Origin of the sequence: Streptomyces rishiriensis (assembly GCF_030815485.1) — a bacterium.
In the GTDB taxonomy this organism is placed as follows: Bacteria; Actinomycetota; Actinomycetes; order Streptomycetales; family Streptomycetaceae; genus Streptomyces; species Streptomyces rishiriensis_A.
Window position 1 is genome coordinate 5992816 of the sequence record NZ_JAUSWV010000002.1, and the last position, 14304, is coordinate 6007119.

A 14304-nucleotide genomic window follows, 5' to 3' on the forward strand; every position below is an offset into this window, starting at 1 on the left:
ACTCAACTAACGCTCCTGCTGGTGAGTGGGGCTCGGGAAACTGCCGGTCTGACCGTTGCCGGCCTGACGACCCTGCGCGATGCCCCGACGGAGATTGGTCAGCCGTCCGCGTACGTCGTCAGGCGCACGCGACACCTGCGGACCGGGCTGGTGCTGTTGCTGCTGAGCCGTGCCCGGGACGAGGTTCGCCCTGGGCACCCGGCGCGGCAGGCCGGATGTGGTGACGCCGCCCGCGGCCGGTTGCCTGACCCGCTCGGCCTGCCGGACGAGTTCGTCGTTCGGCGAGGTGCGCCAGGAGGCATTGGTGGCGGCGGGACGCTGGGGGGCAGCCGGAGCCTGCGGCTCCTGGTGCTGCTGTTGCTGCGGAGCCTGGTCCGAACCGCCCGCCTGCTGACCGTGGAACCAGTTGGTCTCCAGCGTGTCGTACAGCGGGGTGCGGCCGTCTCCGGGACCCGAGGCCGGCGGCAGTGCCTCCGGCTCCGGCCGCCCGACGGGACGCTGCGGGCCGGACGGCTGTGACGGGGTGCCGTAGCCACCCGGCTGCGGCGCCGCGAACTGGCCGGTGGACGAGGGGTCCTGGCGGCCGGGCAGCGAGTGCTGACCGGTCGAGGAGCCGTCGTAGCCGGGTGCGGCGAACTGGCCGGTGGAGCCGTTGTCGTACGCCTGCGGAGCGAACTGGTTCGGGGCCGCCGAGGCGTTCTGGCCGCCCGGGGCACCGAAGACGTCGGACCGGGTGAAGCCGTTCTCGTCCTGCTGGCCGCTGGTGCCGGGGCGCTGGAACTGCCCCGGGTCCTGTCGGGCGCTGGTGCCCGGACGCTGGAACTGGCCGGCGTCCTGCCGTCCGCCCGGACCCGTCTGGGGGTTGCCCACGGCCGGGAACTGGCCCGTGCTCTGGAACCCGTTCGCGACGGGGCGGCCGAAGTCGGCGGGGCCCGCCGGGCTCTGGCGGTCGTCGGTGCGCGGGATCGCCGGTATCTCGGCGGTGGCGCCGGGACCCTGCCGGTCGTCGAAGCGCGGCATGCGCGACGTCTGGGCGACGTCCGGCTCCTCGTGGCCGCGCGGGGCGTCCAGCGGGCTGCGCGGCACCGGCGGCTGGGCGTTCTCGTCGCCCCAGCTGGTCACGCGCGGCTGCTGGTTGCCGCCGGGCAGCTCGGCGCGCGCTCCACCGCGCGGCGGCAGCTGCGGCTGACGGCCACGGCCGCCCTGGTCGGCCTTGTTGCCCCGCTGCTGCTGCGTGGGACGTCCGCCGAACATGTCCACGCCCTGGGCGGAACCCGTACCGGCCGCCTGGAGGCCCTGCGGCGCACCGGGCGCCTGACCGCCGAAGCCGGAACCCGCGCCGGCCGGAGCCGGCCGGCCCTGCTGGGGGGAGGCCGGAGGCTGCTGCGGGCCACGCGGCGGCTGACCACCGGGCCGGCCACCGCCGTCCCGTCCGGGCAGCGCGGCCCGGGGACCCTGGCCGGCGGCGATGCGGCCGCCGGTGCCGGGACCGGAGCCGAGGGCACCGCCCTGCGAGCCGTTCTGCGAGCCGTTCTGGCGACGCGCGGCGGCGACGCCGGCAGCGGCCTGCGCGGCGGCGGGGCCACCCGCGACGGCGCCCTGACCGGGCTTGGGCTGGGGCTTCTTGCCGCCCTGTGCGACGTCCACGGGCAGCATGACCAGCGCGGTCGTGCCACCGGAGTCGGAGGGGCGCAGCTGGATGCGGATGCCGTGCCGCTGCGACAGACGACCGACCACGAACAGACCCATGCGGCGGGAGACCGACACGTCCACGGTGGGCGGCGAGGCGAGCCGCTCGTTGATCGCGGCGAGGTCCTCGGGGGAGAGGCCGATGCCGGTGTCGTGGATCTCGATCAGCACGCGGCCGTCGGGCAGCGCGTGACCGGTGACCTTGACCTTGGTCTGCGGCGAGGAGAACGAGGTGGCGTTCTCGAGCAGCTCGGCGAGGAGGTGCACGAGGTCGTTGACGACCCGGCCGGCCACTTCGGTGGTCGGCACGGAGGACAGTTCGATGCGCTCGTACTGCTCCACCTCGGACGCGGCGGCACGCAGCACGTCGACCAGCGGGACCGGACGGGTCCAGCGACGGCCGGGCTCCTCACCCGCGAGGACGAGGAGGTTCTCACCGTTACGGCGCATGCGGGTCGCGAGGTGGTCGAGCTTGAACAGCGAGGACAGCTGGTCCGGGTCGGCCTCGCGGGACTCCAGTTCGGAGATCAGCGACAGCTGGCGCTGGATCAGACCCTGGGAGCGGCGCGAGAGGTTGGTGAACATCGCGTTGACGTTGCCCCGCAGCAGGGCCTGCTCGGCGGCGAGGCGGACCGCCTCGCGGTGCACGTCGTCGAAGGCCGCGGCCACCTGGCCGATCTCGTCCCGGGAGTGCACACCGACCGACTCCACGGACGTGTCGACGTCCTGCGGGTCGGACTCGGACAGCTGCTTGACCAGCTCGGGCAGCCGGTCCTGGGCGACCTTGGTGGCGGTCTCCTGGAGGCGGCGCAGCGAACGGATCATGGACCGGGCGACGACGAACGCGCCGACCAGCGAGACACCGAGGACGAGCAGGATCAGCGCACCGGAGATGATCGCTTCGCGCTCCGACTCGGCGCGCAGCTCACGCGCCTTCTGCTCCATGTTCTCGAGCAGCGTGAGCTCGATGTTGCTCATCTGCTTGATCTTGGTGGAGCTGGAGTCGATCCAGTCCTGGTACGACTGCTTGTCCAGCGACTCCAGGCCGCTGGAGGAGCTGAGGGCCCGGTCCGCGTAGGTGTCGGCGTCCTCGATGACCGGGTTGCCCAGCTCGATCGGCTTCAGCAGTTCCTCGGCGTCGCCGTCGCCGTAGATGCTGCGGAAACTCGCGAGGTCGGACTCCTGGTTCTGGAGGCCTGCCTCGGCGTACTGCCGGTCGTTCTCGGAGAGGTCGCCGTAGACGGTGTTGCCCACCGGCAGGGCCGCCGCGAGCACGGCGCGCTGGACGGAGGCGTACTCCTTGGCGGAGGAGAAGGCGGCCAGCGCACGCGTGCGCTGGATCATCTCCGGGTTGCTCGTGGCCTGCGCCATGTCCTGCGAGAGGTCCAGCAGGCTGGTGATGAGGCGGTGGTAGGCCTCCACCGTCTGGGTGGAGTTGCCCTTCTCCGCGTAGGCCGTCGAACGGACCTTGGCGAGGTTGGCCAAGTCGCCCAGCAGGCCGACGAGGCTGTCCCGGACGCCCTGGAGGTTGCCGTCCGCGGTGGCGCCGTCGATCTCCTCCGAGGAGTCCTGGAAGGCGCTGAGCGCGCGGTCCGTCTTCTCGCGGAGGCCCTTGATGCCGGGGTCGGTCGCCTTGCCGTTGTGCGCCAGCGGGCCGGCGGAGCGGTCACGCTCGTCCTGGAGCGCGTCGGCCAGGTCGGTGGCCTGCTTGGTCATGTCCGTCAGCAGCTTCATGTTGTCGAGCTGCTGGATGTCGTCCATCGACTGGTTGATGCGCAGCGCGCCCAGCGAGGTGGCCGCGACCACGGGCAGGGTCAGCAGTGCCACCAGACGCGTGGAGATGCGCCAGTTGCGCAGCGCCACCCGCGGTCCGGGGCCGGTGTGGCCGGTCGGCGGCTTCGTCGGAGCCTGGGGAGGAGTACTCGGCGACGCGGACGCACCGGGACGTCCGGAGCGCTCACCGCCGTCGCCGGTCGGATTGGGGCCCGGGTTCTGGGCGTGCTGGGGCGAGGAGCCGACTGCCATCGGGCCAGTCCCGCCGCGCGGCTCCGGCTCGGCCGAAGCGCTGCCATCCCTCTTGAAACGTCCCTGCACTAGCGTCGCAACCTCTGGACCAGGCGCCCCTCCGCGCGAACGGAAGGACGGTGTCGGCGTGTTGGCGGGCGTCCTGAATACGCCCGCCAATTGGTCGTGAGTACCGGCGCTGGCTCCCCCTGTCCTCGCCGCCACCGGGCGCGCTGAGCGCCCTCTGTGCGCCGGCTCGATCCCGCGGCGGTCCGAGGAATTCCAGCACAGTGCAGGATCTCCAACAAGGCCCGTTGGCCAGGCTGTGACATCCGTGACACGACGTGAGGGTCAAGTTACGGGATGTAGAAAGTGATCCCACGTAAGGCGGACATAAGGGTGGGAAGGGGTGGTGGCCGGGGGGTGTCCCAGTCGCCATGATCAGGAGCGGAATGAGCGCTTCAGGTGACTGATGTCCGTTTCGTCATGGTCGATGGCCAGTCCGGAATGACCGCTTTGCCCCTGGATTCGTGAGCAAACTCACACGCTGATCATGCGACCTTCACGTCTTCACCGGGAATCGCGTGTTTAGCCTGACGCTTTACAGGGATGGCACATCCGACAAACCGCGTCCGTGCGGAGGCCCTTGAGGGCTTCCCGGACGCCCGGACACGACAGGGTCACGTACAACAGTGAAGACGACGACGATGTTCCACAAGATCGCCAACCCCCGGCGTACGACCCTGGCGCACCTCACGGACGCCGACGACCTCCAGCTCCCGGAGCAGCAGGAGCACTCCGTCGAGCTGCCCGCCCAGACCGCGAACCCCAAGCGCACCATCCTCATGGAGGCGCCGGTCGCGGCCTCCGTCGCGGAGTAGATCTTCGCCCGGAGATACGGGCACCGGCCGCCGAATGCTCAAGGCGGTCACCCACGGATGTCAAGGGCGTCCCCGGCCGGGGACGCCCTTCCGCGTTAGCCTGGGGCGTCACACTCCAGCCAGCTCAGTCAAGGGGCCAACCAACCCGTGCGCATCGCCAGGTTCTCCATCGACGGGAACGTCGCCTTCGGCGCGGTCGAGGGCGACAAGCCGGACGAGCTCGTCCTCGACATCATCAAGGGCATCCCGTTCACGGACTTCGAGCTCTCCGGCACCAAGGTGCCGCTGAGCAAGGTCCGGCTGCTCCCGCCCGTCCTGCCCAACAAGGTCGTGGCCTTCGGCCGCAACTACGCCGAGCACGCGCGCGAGCTGGGCAACGAGGTGCCGGACGCGCCGTTCGCCTTCTTCAAGCCGTCCACCTCGGTGATCGGCCCCGGCGACGCCATCCAGTACCCGGCCTTCTCCGAGGAGGTCCATCACGAGGCCGAGCTCGCCGTGGTCATCGGCCGGCTCTGCCGCGAGGTCCCCCGCGAGCGCGTCAAGGACGTGATCTTCGGCTACACCTGCGCCAACGACGTCACCGCCCGCGACGTCCAGAAGCGTGAGAAGCAGTGGGCCCGGGCCAAGGGCTTCGACACCTCCTGCCCGCTGGGCCCCTGGGTGGAGACCGGCCTGGACCTCGAGACCGCGGGCGACCTCACCGTCCAGCTGACGGTCAACGGGCAGCAACGGCAGCTCGGCCGCACCAGCGAGATGATCCACTCGATCGAGGATCTGATCGTCAACATCACCGAGGCCATGACGCTGCTCCCCGGCGACGTGATCCTCACGGGCACCCCGGCAGGGGTTGGCCCCCTGGTCGTCGGCGACGAGGTCGCCGTCACCATCGAAGGCATCGGCACTCTCACCAACAAGGTTGTCAAGCGTGGCTAGCGCACCCGGCTCCCCCGTACGCGTCCGTTTCTGTCCCTCGCCCACCGGTAACCCCCACGTGGGCCTGGTCCGCACCGCCCTGTTCAACTGGGCGTTCGCCAAGCACCACCAGGGCACGCTGGTCTTCCGCATCGAGGACACCGACGCGGCCCGCGACTCCGAGGAGTCCTACCAGCAGCTCCTGGACTCGCTGCGCTGGCTGGGCTTCGACTGGGACGAGGGCCCCGAGGTCGGCGGACCGCACGCGCCGTACCGCCAGTCGCAGCGCATGGACCTCTACGCCGACGTCGCCCGCAGGCTCCTCGAGGCCGGCCACGCCTACCACTGCTACTGCTCCCAGGAGGAGCTGGACACCCGCCGCGACGCCGCCCGCGCCGCCGGCCGGCCCTCCGGCTACGACGGCCACTGCCGCGACCTCACCGAGGAGCAGGTGGCGGACTACAAGGCCCGGGGCCGCACCCCGATCGTCCGCTTCCGCATGCCCGACGAGACGATCACCTTCACGGACCTGGTCCGCGGCGAGCTGACGTTCACCCCGGAGAACGTGCCCGACTTCGGCATCGTCCGCGCGAACGGCGCCCCGCTGTACACGCTGGTCAACCCGGTGGACGACGCGCTGATGGAGATCACGCACGTCCTGCGCGGCGAGGACCTGCTCTCCTCGACCCCCCGCCAGATCGCGCTCTACAAGGCGCTGACCGAACTGGGCATCGCCCAGGGGACCCCGCACTTCGGCCACCTGCCGTACGTGATGGGCGAGGGCAACAAGAAGCTGTCCAAGCGGGACCCGGAGTCCTCGCTCAACCTCTACCGCGAGCGCGGCTTCCTCCCCGAGGGCCTGCTCAACTACCTCTCGCTGCTCGGCTGGTCGCTCTCGGCGGACCAGGACATCTTCACGATGGACGAGATGACCGCGGCCTTCGAGATCGCGGACGTCAACCCCAACCCGGCGCGCTTCGACCTGAAGAAGTGCGAGGCCATCAACGCCGACCACATCCGCCTGCTGGACGTGAAGGACTTCACCGAGCGCTGCGCGCCCTGGCTGAAGGCCCCCTACGCCCCCTGGTCCCCGCAGGACTTCGACGAGGCCCGGTGGGAGGCGATCGCCCCGCACGCCCAGACCCGTCTGAAGGTGTTGTCGGAGATCACCGACAACGTCGACTTCCTCTTCCTCCCGGAGCCGGTCTTCGACGAGGCGAGCTGGGCGAAGGCCATGAAGGAGGGCAGCGACGCGCTGCTCGCGACGGCCCGCGAGAAGCTGGAGTCGGCCGACTGGACCTCGGCCGAGTCCCTGAAGGAGGCCGTCCTGGCCGCCGGCGAGGCGCACGGCCTCAAGCTCGGCAAGGCCCAGGCCCCGGTCCGCGTCGCCGTCACCGGCCGCACGGTCGGCCTCCCCCTCTTCGAGTCCCTGGAGATCCTGGGCAAGGAGAAGACACTGGCCCGCGTCGACGCGGCACTGGCCAAGCTCGCCGCGTAATCACCCGCGTGGCCCCATCCGCCCGCGAGGGGCGGCGCCCGGCGATCCGGGTGCCGCCCCTTCGGCATACCCCGGACAGGGCGGCCGGCCCCGCGCTACCGTTGGATCATGAGCATCCTCGCCGTGGTCTGGGACGTGGACGACACCCTCTTCGACTACACGACCGCCGACCGCGAGGGCATGCGGTCGTACCTGACGGCCGAGGGGCTGCTCGAGAGGTTCGGCACCGCGGAGCTGGGACTCGCGCGGTGGCGGGAGGTCACCGAGCAGCAGTGGGCCCGGTTCTCGGCGGGCGGGATCACCTTCGAGGACCAGCGCCGGGACCGGGTACGGGCGTTCCTCGGCCGCGAGATGACCGACGCGGAGGCCGACGCGTGGCTCCTGCGCTACCACGCGCACTACGAGGCCGCCTGGGCGCTCTTCCCGGACGTCCTGCCCGTGCTGGACGCCCTCGCCGCCAGCCACCGCCACGCGGTGCTCTCCAACTCGAGCATCTATGTCCAGGACCACAAGCTGCGCGTGCTCGGCGTCCACGACCGCTTCGAGGCCATCCTGTGCGCCGCGGAACTGGGCGTCTCGAAGCCGGATGCCGGCGCCTTCCTCGCGGCCTGCGAGGCACTGTCGCTGGCCCCGCACCAGGTGGCCTACGTCGGCGACCATCCGGAGATCGACGGACAGGGCGCCGCCGAGGCCGGACTGCTCTCCGTGTGGATCGACCGCTGCGGTACGGCCACCGTCGAGCTCCCGTCCGGACGCCACCGGATCGTCTCGCTCGCCGAACTGCCCTCGATCCTCGGCCCCGATACCCGTTTTGGAGCCCGGTCCACCTTCGGGTAATGTTCTTCCTGCGCCGCCGGGGAGCGGGCCGAAAGGCCGGAACCGGAGGAGCAACGCTAGAACAAGAACCCCTACGGGGCTTGCGTTCCAGTGGCCTATGGTGTAATTGGCAGCACGACTGATTCTGGTTCAGTTAGTCTTGGTTCGAGTCCAGGTAGGCCAGCTCGCAGAGCTTATCTGCGCCTGTGGAGATCTACTCCACGAAGCCCCCGTTGTGTAGCGGCCTAGCACGCTGCCCTCTCAAGGCAGTAGCGCCGGTTCGAATCCGGTCGGGGGTACAGATCCTTCCCGCGAGGAGAGCTCGGGTAGCTCCCTCTCTCGTCGATGCAGGATCGCTAGGGCCCCCGTTGTGTAGCGGCCTAGCACGCCGCCCTCTCAAGGCGGTAGCGCCGGTTCGAATCCGGTCGGGGGTACGATTTTCATTGAATCACCTTGGTCTATGGTGTAATTGGCAACACTACGGTTTCTGGTACCGTCATTCTTGGTTCGAGTCCAGGTAGACCAGCTCTGACCTGCGGAAACGCAGGGTTTAGGCCCCCGTTGTGTAGCGGCCTAGCACGCCGCCCTCTCAAGGCGGTAGCGCCGGTTCGAATCCGGTCGGGGGTACGCGATCGGAAAGCCCCTCGCTTCGGCGGGGGGCTTTCCGTGTGTCTGCCGTCCGGACATCCGGCCTCACTCGAAGCCGTACCGCCGCGCCGACTCCTCCTCCTGCGCCAGCCGGTGCAGCGCCTGCATCATCGGCTCGACGAGGATCGCGCCCAGCACCGCCGTCTCGATCCGCTCCGCCTCCGACTCCCGGGTCTCCACGAAATCCAGGTCCAGTACGGCTGCCCGGTGCATCAACCGGGCGTAGGAGACGAGAAGTTCGGCGTCCCAGTCGTGGCCGAGCCGACGCAGCGCGGCCACCGCCACCACGAGTGAGCGGTAGGCGGGGGAGATGGTCGTCAACTGCCGGGCGTTCGACCAGCCCAGGGTGCGCAGCAGTTCGTCCGCTTCCAGGCGGGCGGCGCGCACGTACTCGTCGTCCGCGTCCGGCTCGGGGACCTGCGGCAGCGCCCACAGGGCCGCGCCGAGCCGGATCGTGCGGCCCAGGGAGTCGTCGTCGACATGACCGAGGACCGCGCGGACGGTGGCCACCGGCAGCCCGCCCACCTGGATCATCGCCCGCACCAGACGCAGCCGGCGCAGATGCTCCTCGTCGTAGGCGGCGGTCGTGGCGTTGATCCGGCGGCCGGGCGGCACCAGCCCCTCGCGCAGGTAGTACTTGATCGTCGCGGTGGACACACCGCTGCGTTCGCTCAGTTCGGCCAGCCGCATGTCTTGCGCCCTCCGTTGGTCAGCGGCACTATCCAAGCATGTCTGTCGAAGCCGCCCGGACCACCGCGGACGCTCGTGGGGACGTGGTCGTCCTGTTGATCGGGATGCGCGTCAACCATTTCCGGGCCGTGCACCAGTGGGTGCCGGTCATGCTGGCCATGCTCCGGATGCTGGCCGAGCTGAAGAAGGACCCGGGCCGCGGCCTGCTCTCCCGGGTGCTCCTGACGGCCTCGCCACGGACGTACTACGTCGTCCAGTACTGGGAGTCCAAGGAGAAGCTGTACGCCTACGCGAGCGCGCCCGACGCGTTCCATCACCGCGCGTGGGCGAGGATCAACCGCCTGGAGCGGGGCGGGAAGGTGCGGGGGCATGTGGGGATCTGGCACGAGACGTATGTCGTGCCGGAGGGGTCGTACGAGGCGGTCTACGGGGACATGCCGGCGTTCGGTCTCGCGGCGGCGCACGGACAGGTTCCGTTGGCGGCGCGGGGGCGGTACGCGAAGGACCGTTTCTCGTACCGGTCCACGCGGTAGCTGATTCCGCCGTGGAGAAGAGGGCCGCCGCGGCGTTGAGGCTGCCCTTCTCTCCTGGCGTCAGCCGGTGCGGCGCAGGGCCTCCGAGAGGCGGGCCGCCGCGTCGATGACCGCCTGCGCGTGCATGCGGCCGGGGTGGCGGGTCAGGCGCTCGATGGGACCCGAGACGGAGACGGCGGCCACCACGCGGTTGGAGGGGCCGCGGACGGGAGCCGACACCGAGGCGACGCCCGGCTCGCGCTCGCCGATGGACTGGGCCCAGCCGCGGCGCCGTACGCCCGACAGGGCCGTCGCCGTGAAGCGGGCGCCCTGGAGGCCGCGGTGCAGACGCTCGGGTTCCTCCCAGGCCATCAGGATCTGGGCCGAGGAACCGGCCTTCATCGTGAGCGTGGAACCGACCGGGACCGTGTCCCGAAGGCCGGACAGGCGTTCCGCCGCCGCCACGCAGATGCGCATGTCGCCCTGGCGGCGGTAGAGCTGCGCGCTCTCGCCCGTGATGTCGCGCAGATGCGTCAGCACCGGTCCGGCGGTGGCCAGGAGGCGGTCTTCGCCGGCCGCCGCGGCCAGCTCGGCCAGGCGGGGGCCGAGGATGAAACGGCCCTGCATGTCGCGCGCCACCATACGGTGGTGTTCCAAAGCCACGGCCAGCCGGTGGGCCGTGGGTCGTGCGAGTCCGGTGGCAGCGACCAAGCCTGCGAGGGTGGCCGGACCGGACTCCAGGGCGCTCAGGACAAGGGCTGCCTTGTCCAGAACGCCGACGCCGCTACTGTTGTCCATGCAACGATACTCCCGTCTCACTCTGTGAAACGCAAGTTCAATTTTCCGTGAGACGCGCAACCCTTGGACACATGGTGGCCCGCGGACCAACGGGCCTGGCGGCGGATGCCCGGGAACAGGGGCACAGGGCGTCGCCTCCACAAGATCTCTAGTTGGGCCGGTGCGTTTGCCGGCCGGAGGGAAAGCGATGGGTAGGACACTCGCGGAGAAGGTCTGGGACGACCACGTCGTCCGGCGCGCCGAGGGCGAGCCCGACCTCCTCTTCATCGATCTGCACCTCCTGCACGAGGTGACCAGCCCGCAGGCCTTCGACGGGCTGCGGCAGAACGGCCGCCCGGTGCGCCGTCTGGACCTCACCATCGCGACCGAGGACCACAACACCCCGACCATCGACATCGACAAGCCGATCGCCGACCCGGTCTCGCGCGCCCAGCTGGAGACGCTGCGCAAGAACTGCGCCGACTTCGGCGTGCGGCTGCATCCGCTCGGCGACGTCGAGCAGGGCGTCGTGCACGTCGTCGGCCCGCAGCTGGGTCTGACCCAGCCCGGCACCACCGTCGTCTGCGGCGACTCGCACACCTCCACGCACGGCGCGTTCGGCGCGCTGGCCTTCGGCATCGGCACCTCCCAGGTCGAGCACGTGCTGGCCACCCAGACGCTGCCGCTGGCCCGTCCCAAGACCATGGCGATCACGGTCGAGGGCGAGCTGCCCGACGGCGTGACGGCCAAGGACCTGATCCTGGCGATCATCGCCAAGATCGGTACCGGTGGCGGCCAGGGCTACATCCTGGAGTACCGGGGCTCCGCCATCGAGAAGCTGTCGATGGAGGCCCGGATGACCATCTGCAACATGTCGATCGAGGCCGGTGCCCGCGCGGGCATGATCGCCCCCGACGAGACCACCTTCGCGTACATCAAGGGCCGCGACCACGCGCCCGAGGGCGCGGACTGGGACGCGGCGGTCGAGTACTGGAAGACGCTGAAGACGGACGCGGACGCCGAGTTCGACGCCGAGGTCGTCATCGACGGCGCCGCGCTGTCGCCGTTCGTCACCTGGGGCACCAACCCCGGTCAGGGCGCGCCGCTTTCGTCCGTCGTCCCCGACCCTGCTTCGTACGAAGACGCTTCGGAGCGCCTCGCCGCCGAAAAGGCCCTGGAATACATGGGGTTGGAGGCCGGACAGTCGCTGCGCTCCATCAACGTGGACACCGTCTTCGTAGGTTCGTGCACCAACGGCCGCATCGAGGACCTGCGGGCCGCCGCGGCCATCGTCGAAGGCCGCAAAGTCGCCGACGGCGTACGGATGCTGGTCGTCCCCGGTTCCGTGCGGGTCGGTCTCCAGGCCGTCTCCGAGGGTCTGGACGTCGTCTTCAAGGAGGCCGGCGCCGAGTGGCGGCACGCGGGCTGCTCGATGTGCCTCGGCATGAACCCCGACCAGCTGGCCCCGGGCGAGCGCTCCGCGTCCACCTCCAACCGCAACTTCGAGGGCAGGCAGGGCAAGGGCGGTCGTACGCACCTGGTGTCGCCGCAGGTCGCGGCGGCCACGGCCGTCCTGGGCCACCTGGCCTCCCCGGCCGACCTGTCCGACGCCGAGACCCGTACGCCCGCTGGAGTCTGATCAGTCATGGAAGCATTCATCTCGCACACCGGCCGGGCCGTCCCGCTGCGCCGCTCCAACGTCGACACCGACCAGATCATCCCTGCTCACTGGCTCAAGAAGGTCACGCGGGACGGGTTCGAGGACGGTCTGTTCGAGGCCTGGCGCAAGGACGAGACCTTCATCCTCAACCGCCCCGAGCGGCAGGGCGCGAGCGTTCTGGTGGCCGGCCCCGACTTCGGCACCGGTTCCTCCCGTGAGCACGCCGTCTGGGCACTGCAGAACTACGGCTTCAAGACCGTGATCTCGTCCCGCTTCGCCGACATCTTCCGGGGCAACTCGCTGAAGAACGGCCTGCTCACAGTGGTTCTGGAGCAGAAGATCGTGGACGCGCTGTGGGAGCTCACCGAGAAGGACCCGCAGGTCGAGATCACGGTGGACCTCGAGGCGCGTGAGGTGCGCGCCGAGGGGATCACCGCGGCCTTCGAGCTCGACGAGAACGCCCGTTGGCGGTTGCTGAACGGGCTGGACGACATCTCCATCACCCTCCAGAACGAGGGCGACATCGCCGCCTACGAGGCCAAGCGCCCGACGTACAAGCCGAGGACGCTCCAGATCTGACCCCAGCCCTGGGCATGGGGCCGGAGAAGGCCCTGAGCAGGTCGAGTTTCGGCCACCGCGACACCCCCGCCGTACCCCCGATCGGTCCGATCGGGGGTACGGCTGTGTCTGCACCCGTTCGGCCCCGCGGATCTTCGCCCTTCCTCCCAACTTCCCACGTTAGGAGGGTTGTTGCCTGGGTACGCGCCTCGTGTGCAAGCGATCGCCGCAGGTGCCCGGGGGGCCGTTCGAGGCGGCAGTTGCCCCCTGGGCGGGCGACAACTCGCCCCAGATGGCACAATCTGTGCATGGAACACGACGGCCAACTCGAGCTCTATACGGCGGTCGCGAACCAGCTCAAGGAAGCGCACACAAGAGTGCGCGCACTGCAAGTCCCGGAGGGCGTACGGATGGCGCTGGCCCGGAAGCTGCTGGTCATTACGGCCGCGGCCAAGCACGATCTCGCCGATGCGACAAGGCGTCTGGAGCGGTTCATGGCGGACCTCGACGAGGGGCGAATGCCCGATGGGGAACGTTGATCGTCTCCGGAGCAGCCGATTTCGTTGCGGCACAAGGGTGATTAGCCCGTTTCGTGTTTGATTTGCGGTATATATCTGCCTAACGTGCGAAAAAGCTTGAACAGTTTCGTTCCGGCTAATGTCTCCGAAGGGGAAGACGTGAACAAGGCGCAGCTCGTAGAAGCGATTGCCGACAAGGTCGGCGGCCGCCAGCAGGCCGCCGAGGCGGTCGACGCGGTCCTGGACGCCATCGTCCGCGCGACGGTCGCGGGAGACCGGGTCTCGGTCACCGGCTTCGGTTCGTTCGAGAAGGTCGACCGGCCGGCCCGCTACGCTCGCAACCCCCAGACGGGCGAGCGGGTTCGGGTCAAGAAGACGTCCGTGCCGCGCTTCCGCGCAGGACAGGGCTTCAAGGACCTGGTGAGCGGCTCGAAGAAGCTCCCGCGCGGCGGCGAGGTCGCCGTGAAGAAGGCCCCCAAGGGCAGCCTGACCGGCGGCGCTTCCGCCACGGTCAAGAAGGCCGCCGCGAAGAAGGCGGCCCCGGCGAAGAGGGCGTCGGCCGCCGCGAAGAAGGCCGCCCCCGCGAAGAAGACGACGCCGGCCGCGAAGAAGACCACGGCCACCGCCAAGAAGACCACCGCGAAGAAGGCCACCACCAAGACGACCGCGGCCGCGAAGAAGACCACCCCCGCGAAGTCCGCCGCCGCCAAGAAGACGACGGCCAAGAAGGCCCCGGCCGCGAAGAAGGCGACGGCGACGACCAAGGCCCCCGCCAAGAAGTCGACCGCGCGCAAGACCACCGCCAAGAAGACCACCGCCCGCAAGGCGTAGAACAGCGGGGGCACTCACGCGCCGGGCCGGACTCCCTTACGGAAGTCCGGCCCGCGGCGTGTCGGGCGGGTGCCGGGAGGGTCCCCGGTGAGGAGCCCGAGCCCGTCAGAACGTCTGCAGCGTGACCAGGGTGATCCGGGGGCTGTCCGTCGGCCCCTCCACCTCGATCCGCACCCGTTGTCCGGGCCGCAGCAGCCGCAGTCCGCCCGCGTCGAACGCCGGCGCGTCGAAGGGCACCGGTGTGCCGTCGTCCAGCAGCACCTGTCCGCTGCGGGTATCGGGGTCGTACGTGTATGCGGTGGCCTGCATG

General features: G+C 70.1%; 13 protein-coding genes and 5 tRNA genes. 14 read left to right on the forward strand and 4 right to left on the reverse strand.

Translation table 11 applies throughout. From position 1 onward, the window contains the following. Positions 1-6: 6 nt before the first annotated feature. A complete protein-coding gene (locus QF030_RS29265; RefSeq protein ID WP_307165572.1) occupies positions 7-3783 on the reverse strand; it encodes a sensor histidine kinase in 3777 nt (1258 codons plus the stop codon). 602 nt (positions 3784-4385) lie between these two features. Between QF030_RS29265 and QF030_RS29270 the strand changes: the two genes are divergently transcribed. From QF030_RS29270 to QF030_RS29310, 9 genes are all read left to right on the forward strand, one after another. Continuing rightward, a complete protein-coding gene (locus QF030_RS29270; protein ID WP_307167861.1) occupies positions 4386-4574 on the forward strand; it encodes a hypothetical protein in 189 nt (62 codons plus the stop codon). A gap of 147 nt (positions 4575-4721) precedes the next feature. Beyond that, positions 4722-5507, forward strand: a complete 786-nt coding sequence (locus QF030_RS29275) for a fumarylacetoacetate hydrolase family protein (RefSeq protein ID WP_020128759.1) — start codon at positions 4722-4724, stop codon at positions 5505-5507. Then, the gene (gene gltX, locus QF030_RS29280) at positions 5500-6984 is read left to right on the forward strand and encodes a glutamate--tRNA ligase (RefSeq protein WP_307165573.1); all 1485 of its coding nucleotides are present in this window, start codon (positions 5500-5502) and stop codon (positions 6982-6984) included. Before QF030_RS29275 ends, gltX begins: the two co-directional genes overlap by 8 nt. Before the next feature lie 108 nt (positions 6985-7092). Next, positions 7093-7821, forward strand: a complete 729-nt coding sequence (locus QF030_RS29285) for an HAD family hydrolase (RefSeq protein ID WP_307165574.1) — start codon at positions 7093-7095, stop codon at positions 7819-7821. A gap of 91 nt (positions 7822-7912) precedes the next feature. Further along, positions 7913-7984, forward strand: a tRNA-Gln gene (locus tag QF030_RS29290). Positions 7985-8026: 42 nt separating this feature from the next. Further along, a tRNA-Glu gene (locus QF030_RS29295) sits at positions 8027-8099 on the forward strand. 62 nt (positions 8100-8161) lie between these two features. Next, positions 8162-8234 (forward strand) — tRNA-Glu (locus QF030_RS29300). A 20-nt stretch (positions 8235-8254) separates the two neighbouring features. Then, positions 8255-8326 (forward strand) — tRNA-Gln (locus QF030_RS29305). A gap of 28 nt (positions 8327-8354) precedes the next feature. After that, positions 8355-8427: transfer RNA gene (locus QF030_RS29310), tRNA-Glu, on the forward strand. Positions 8428-8493: 66 nt separating this feature from the next. Here the strand turns inward: QF030_RS29310 and QF030_RS29315 are convergent. Beyond that, positions 8494-9138, reverse strand: coding sequence for a MerR family transcriptional regulator (locus QF030_RS29315; protein ID WP_307165575.1), 645 nt, complete (start codon positions 9136-9138; stop codon positions 8494-8496). 38 nt (positions 9139-9176) lie between these two features. On the opposite strand from QF030_RS29315, the gene QF030_RS29320 reads away from it, so the two are divergent. Then, positions 9177-9671 carry a DUF4188 domain-containing protein gene (locus QF030_RS29320; protein WP_307165576.1) on the forward strand — a complete coding sequence of 165 codons (495 nt, stop codon included), beginning with the start codon at positions 9177-9179 and terminating at the stop codon, positions 9669-9671. Positions 9672-9731: 60 nt separating this feature from the next. Here the strand turns inward: QF030_RS29320 and ndgR are convergent, their stop codons facing one another. Continuing rightward, on the reverse strand, positions 9732-10448 hold the full coding sequence (gene ndgR, locus QF030_RS29325) for an IclR family transcriptional regulator NdgR (protein WP_007384919.1): 717 nt from the start codon (positions 10446-10448) through the stop codon (positions 9732-9734). 187 nt (positions 10449-10635) lie between these two features. On the opposite strand from ndgR, the gene leuC reads away from it, so the two are divergent. The 4 genes from leuC to QF030_RS29345 all read left to right on the forward strand — a co-directional run bounded on the left by leuC (position 10636) and on the right by QF030_RS29345 (position 13994). After that, a complete protein-coding gene (gene leuC / locus QF030_RS29330; protein WP_307165577.1) occupies positions 10636-12066 on the forward strand; it encodes a 3-isopropylmalate dehydratase large subunit in 1431 nt (476 codons plus the stop codon). Between the two features lie 6 nt (positions 12067-12072). Next, the gene (gene leuD, locus QF030_RS29335; protein ID WP_307165579.1) at positions 12073-12666 is read left to right on the forward strand and encodes a 3-isopropylmalate dehydratase small subunit; all 594 of its coding nucleotides are present in this window, start codon (positions 12073-12075) and stop codon (positions 12664-12666) included. Positions 12667-12953: 287 nt separating this feature from the next. Next, entirely contained in the window at positions 12954-13184 is a 231-nt protein-coding gene (locus tag QF030_RS29340) for a hypothetical protein (protein ID WP_307165580.1), read from the forward strand. Positions 13185-13322: 138 nt separating this feature from the next. After that, entirely contained in the window at positions 13323-13994 is a 672-nt protein-coding gene (locus QF030_RS29345; RefSeq protein WP_307165581.1) for an HU family DNA-binding protein, read from the forward strand. A gap of 105 nt (positions 13995-14099) precedes the next feature. On the opposite strand, the gene QF030_RS29350 is transcribed toward QF030_RS29345, so the two are convergent. Beyond that, positions 14100-14303, reverse strand: coding sequence for a hypothetical protein (locus tag QF030_RS29350; protein ID WP_307165582.1), 204 nt, complete (start codon positions 14301-14303; stop codon positions 14100-14102). Position 14304: the final 1 nt, after the last annotated feature.

What these genes read in the sequence shown, in the direction of transcription:
- QF030_RS29285 (WP_307165574.1), top strand. Translation starts at nt 7,093, where the DNA reads ATGAGCATCCTCGCCGTGGTCTGGGACGTGGACGACACCCTCTTCGAC.
- QF030_RS29315 (WP_307165575.1), bottom strand. Translation starts at nt 9,138, where the DNA reads ATGCGGCTGGCCGAACTGAGCGAACGCAGCGGTGTGTCCACCGCGACG.
- QF030_RS29320 (WP_307165576.1), top strand. Translation starts at nt 9,177, where the DNA reads ATGTCTGTCGAAGCCGCCCGGACCACCGCGGACGCTCGTGGGGACGTG.
- ndgR (WP_007384919.1), bottom strand. Translation starts at nt 10,448, where the DNA reads ATGGACAACAGTAGCGGCGTCGGCGTTCTGGACAAGGCAGCCCTTGTC.
- leuC (WP_307165577.1), top strand. Translation starts at nt 10,636, where the DNA reads ATGGGTAGGACACTCGCGGAGAAGGTCTGGGACGACCACGTCGTCCGG.
- leuD (WP_307165579.1), top strand. Translation starts at nt 12,073, where the DNA reads ATGGAAGCATTCATCTCGCACACCGGCCGGGCCGTCCCGCTGCGCCGC.
- QF030_RS29340 (WP_307165580.1), top strand. Translation starts at nt 12,954, where the DNA reads ATGGAACACGACGGCCAACTCGAGCTCTATACGGCGGTCGCGAACCAG.
- QF030_RS29350 (WP_307165582.1), bottom strand. Translation starts at nt 14,303, where the DNA reads ATGCAGGCCACCGCATACACGTACGACCCCGATACCCGCAGCGGACAG.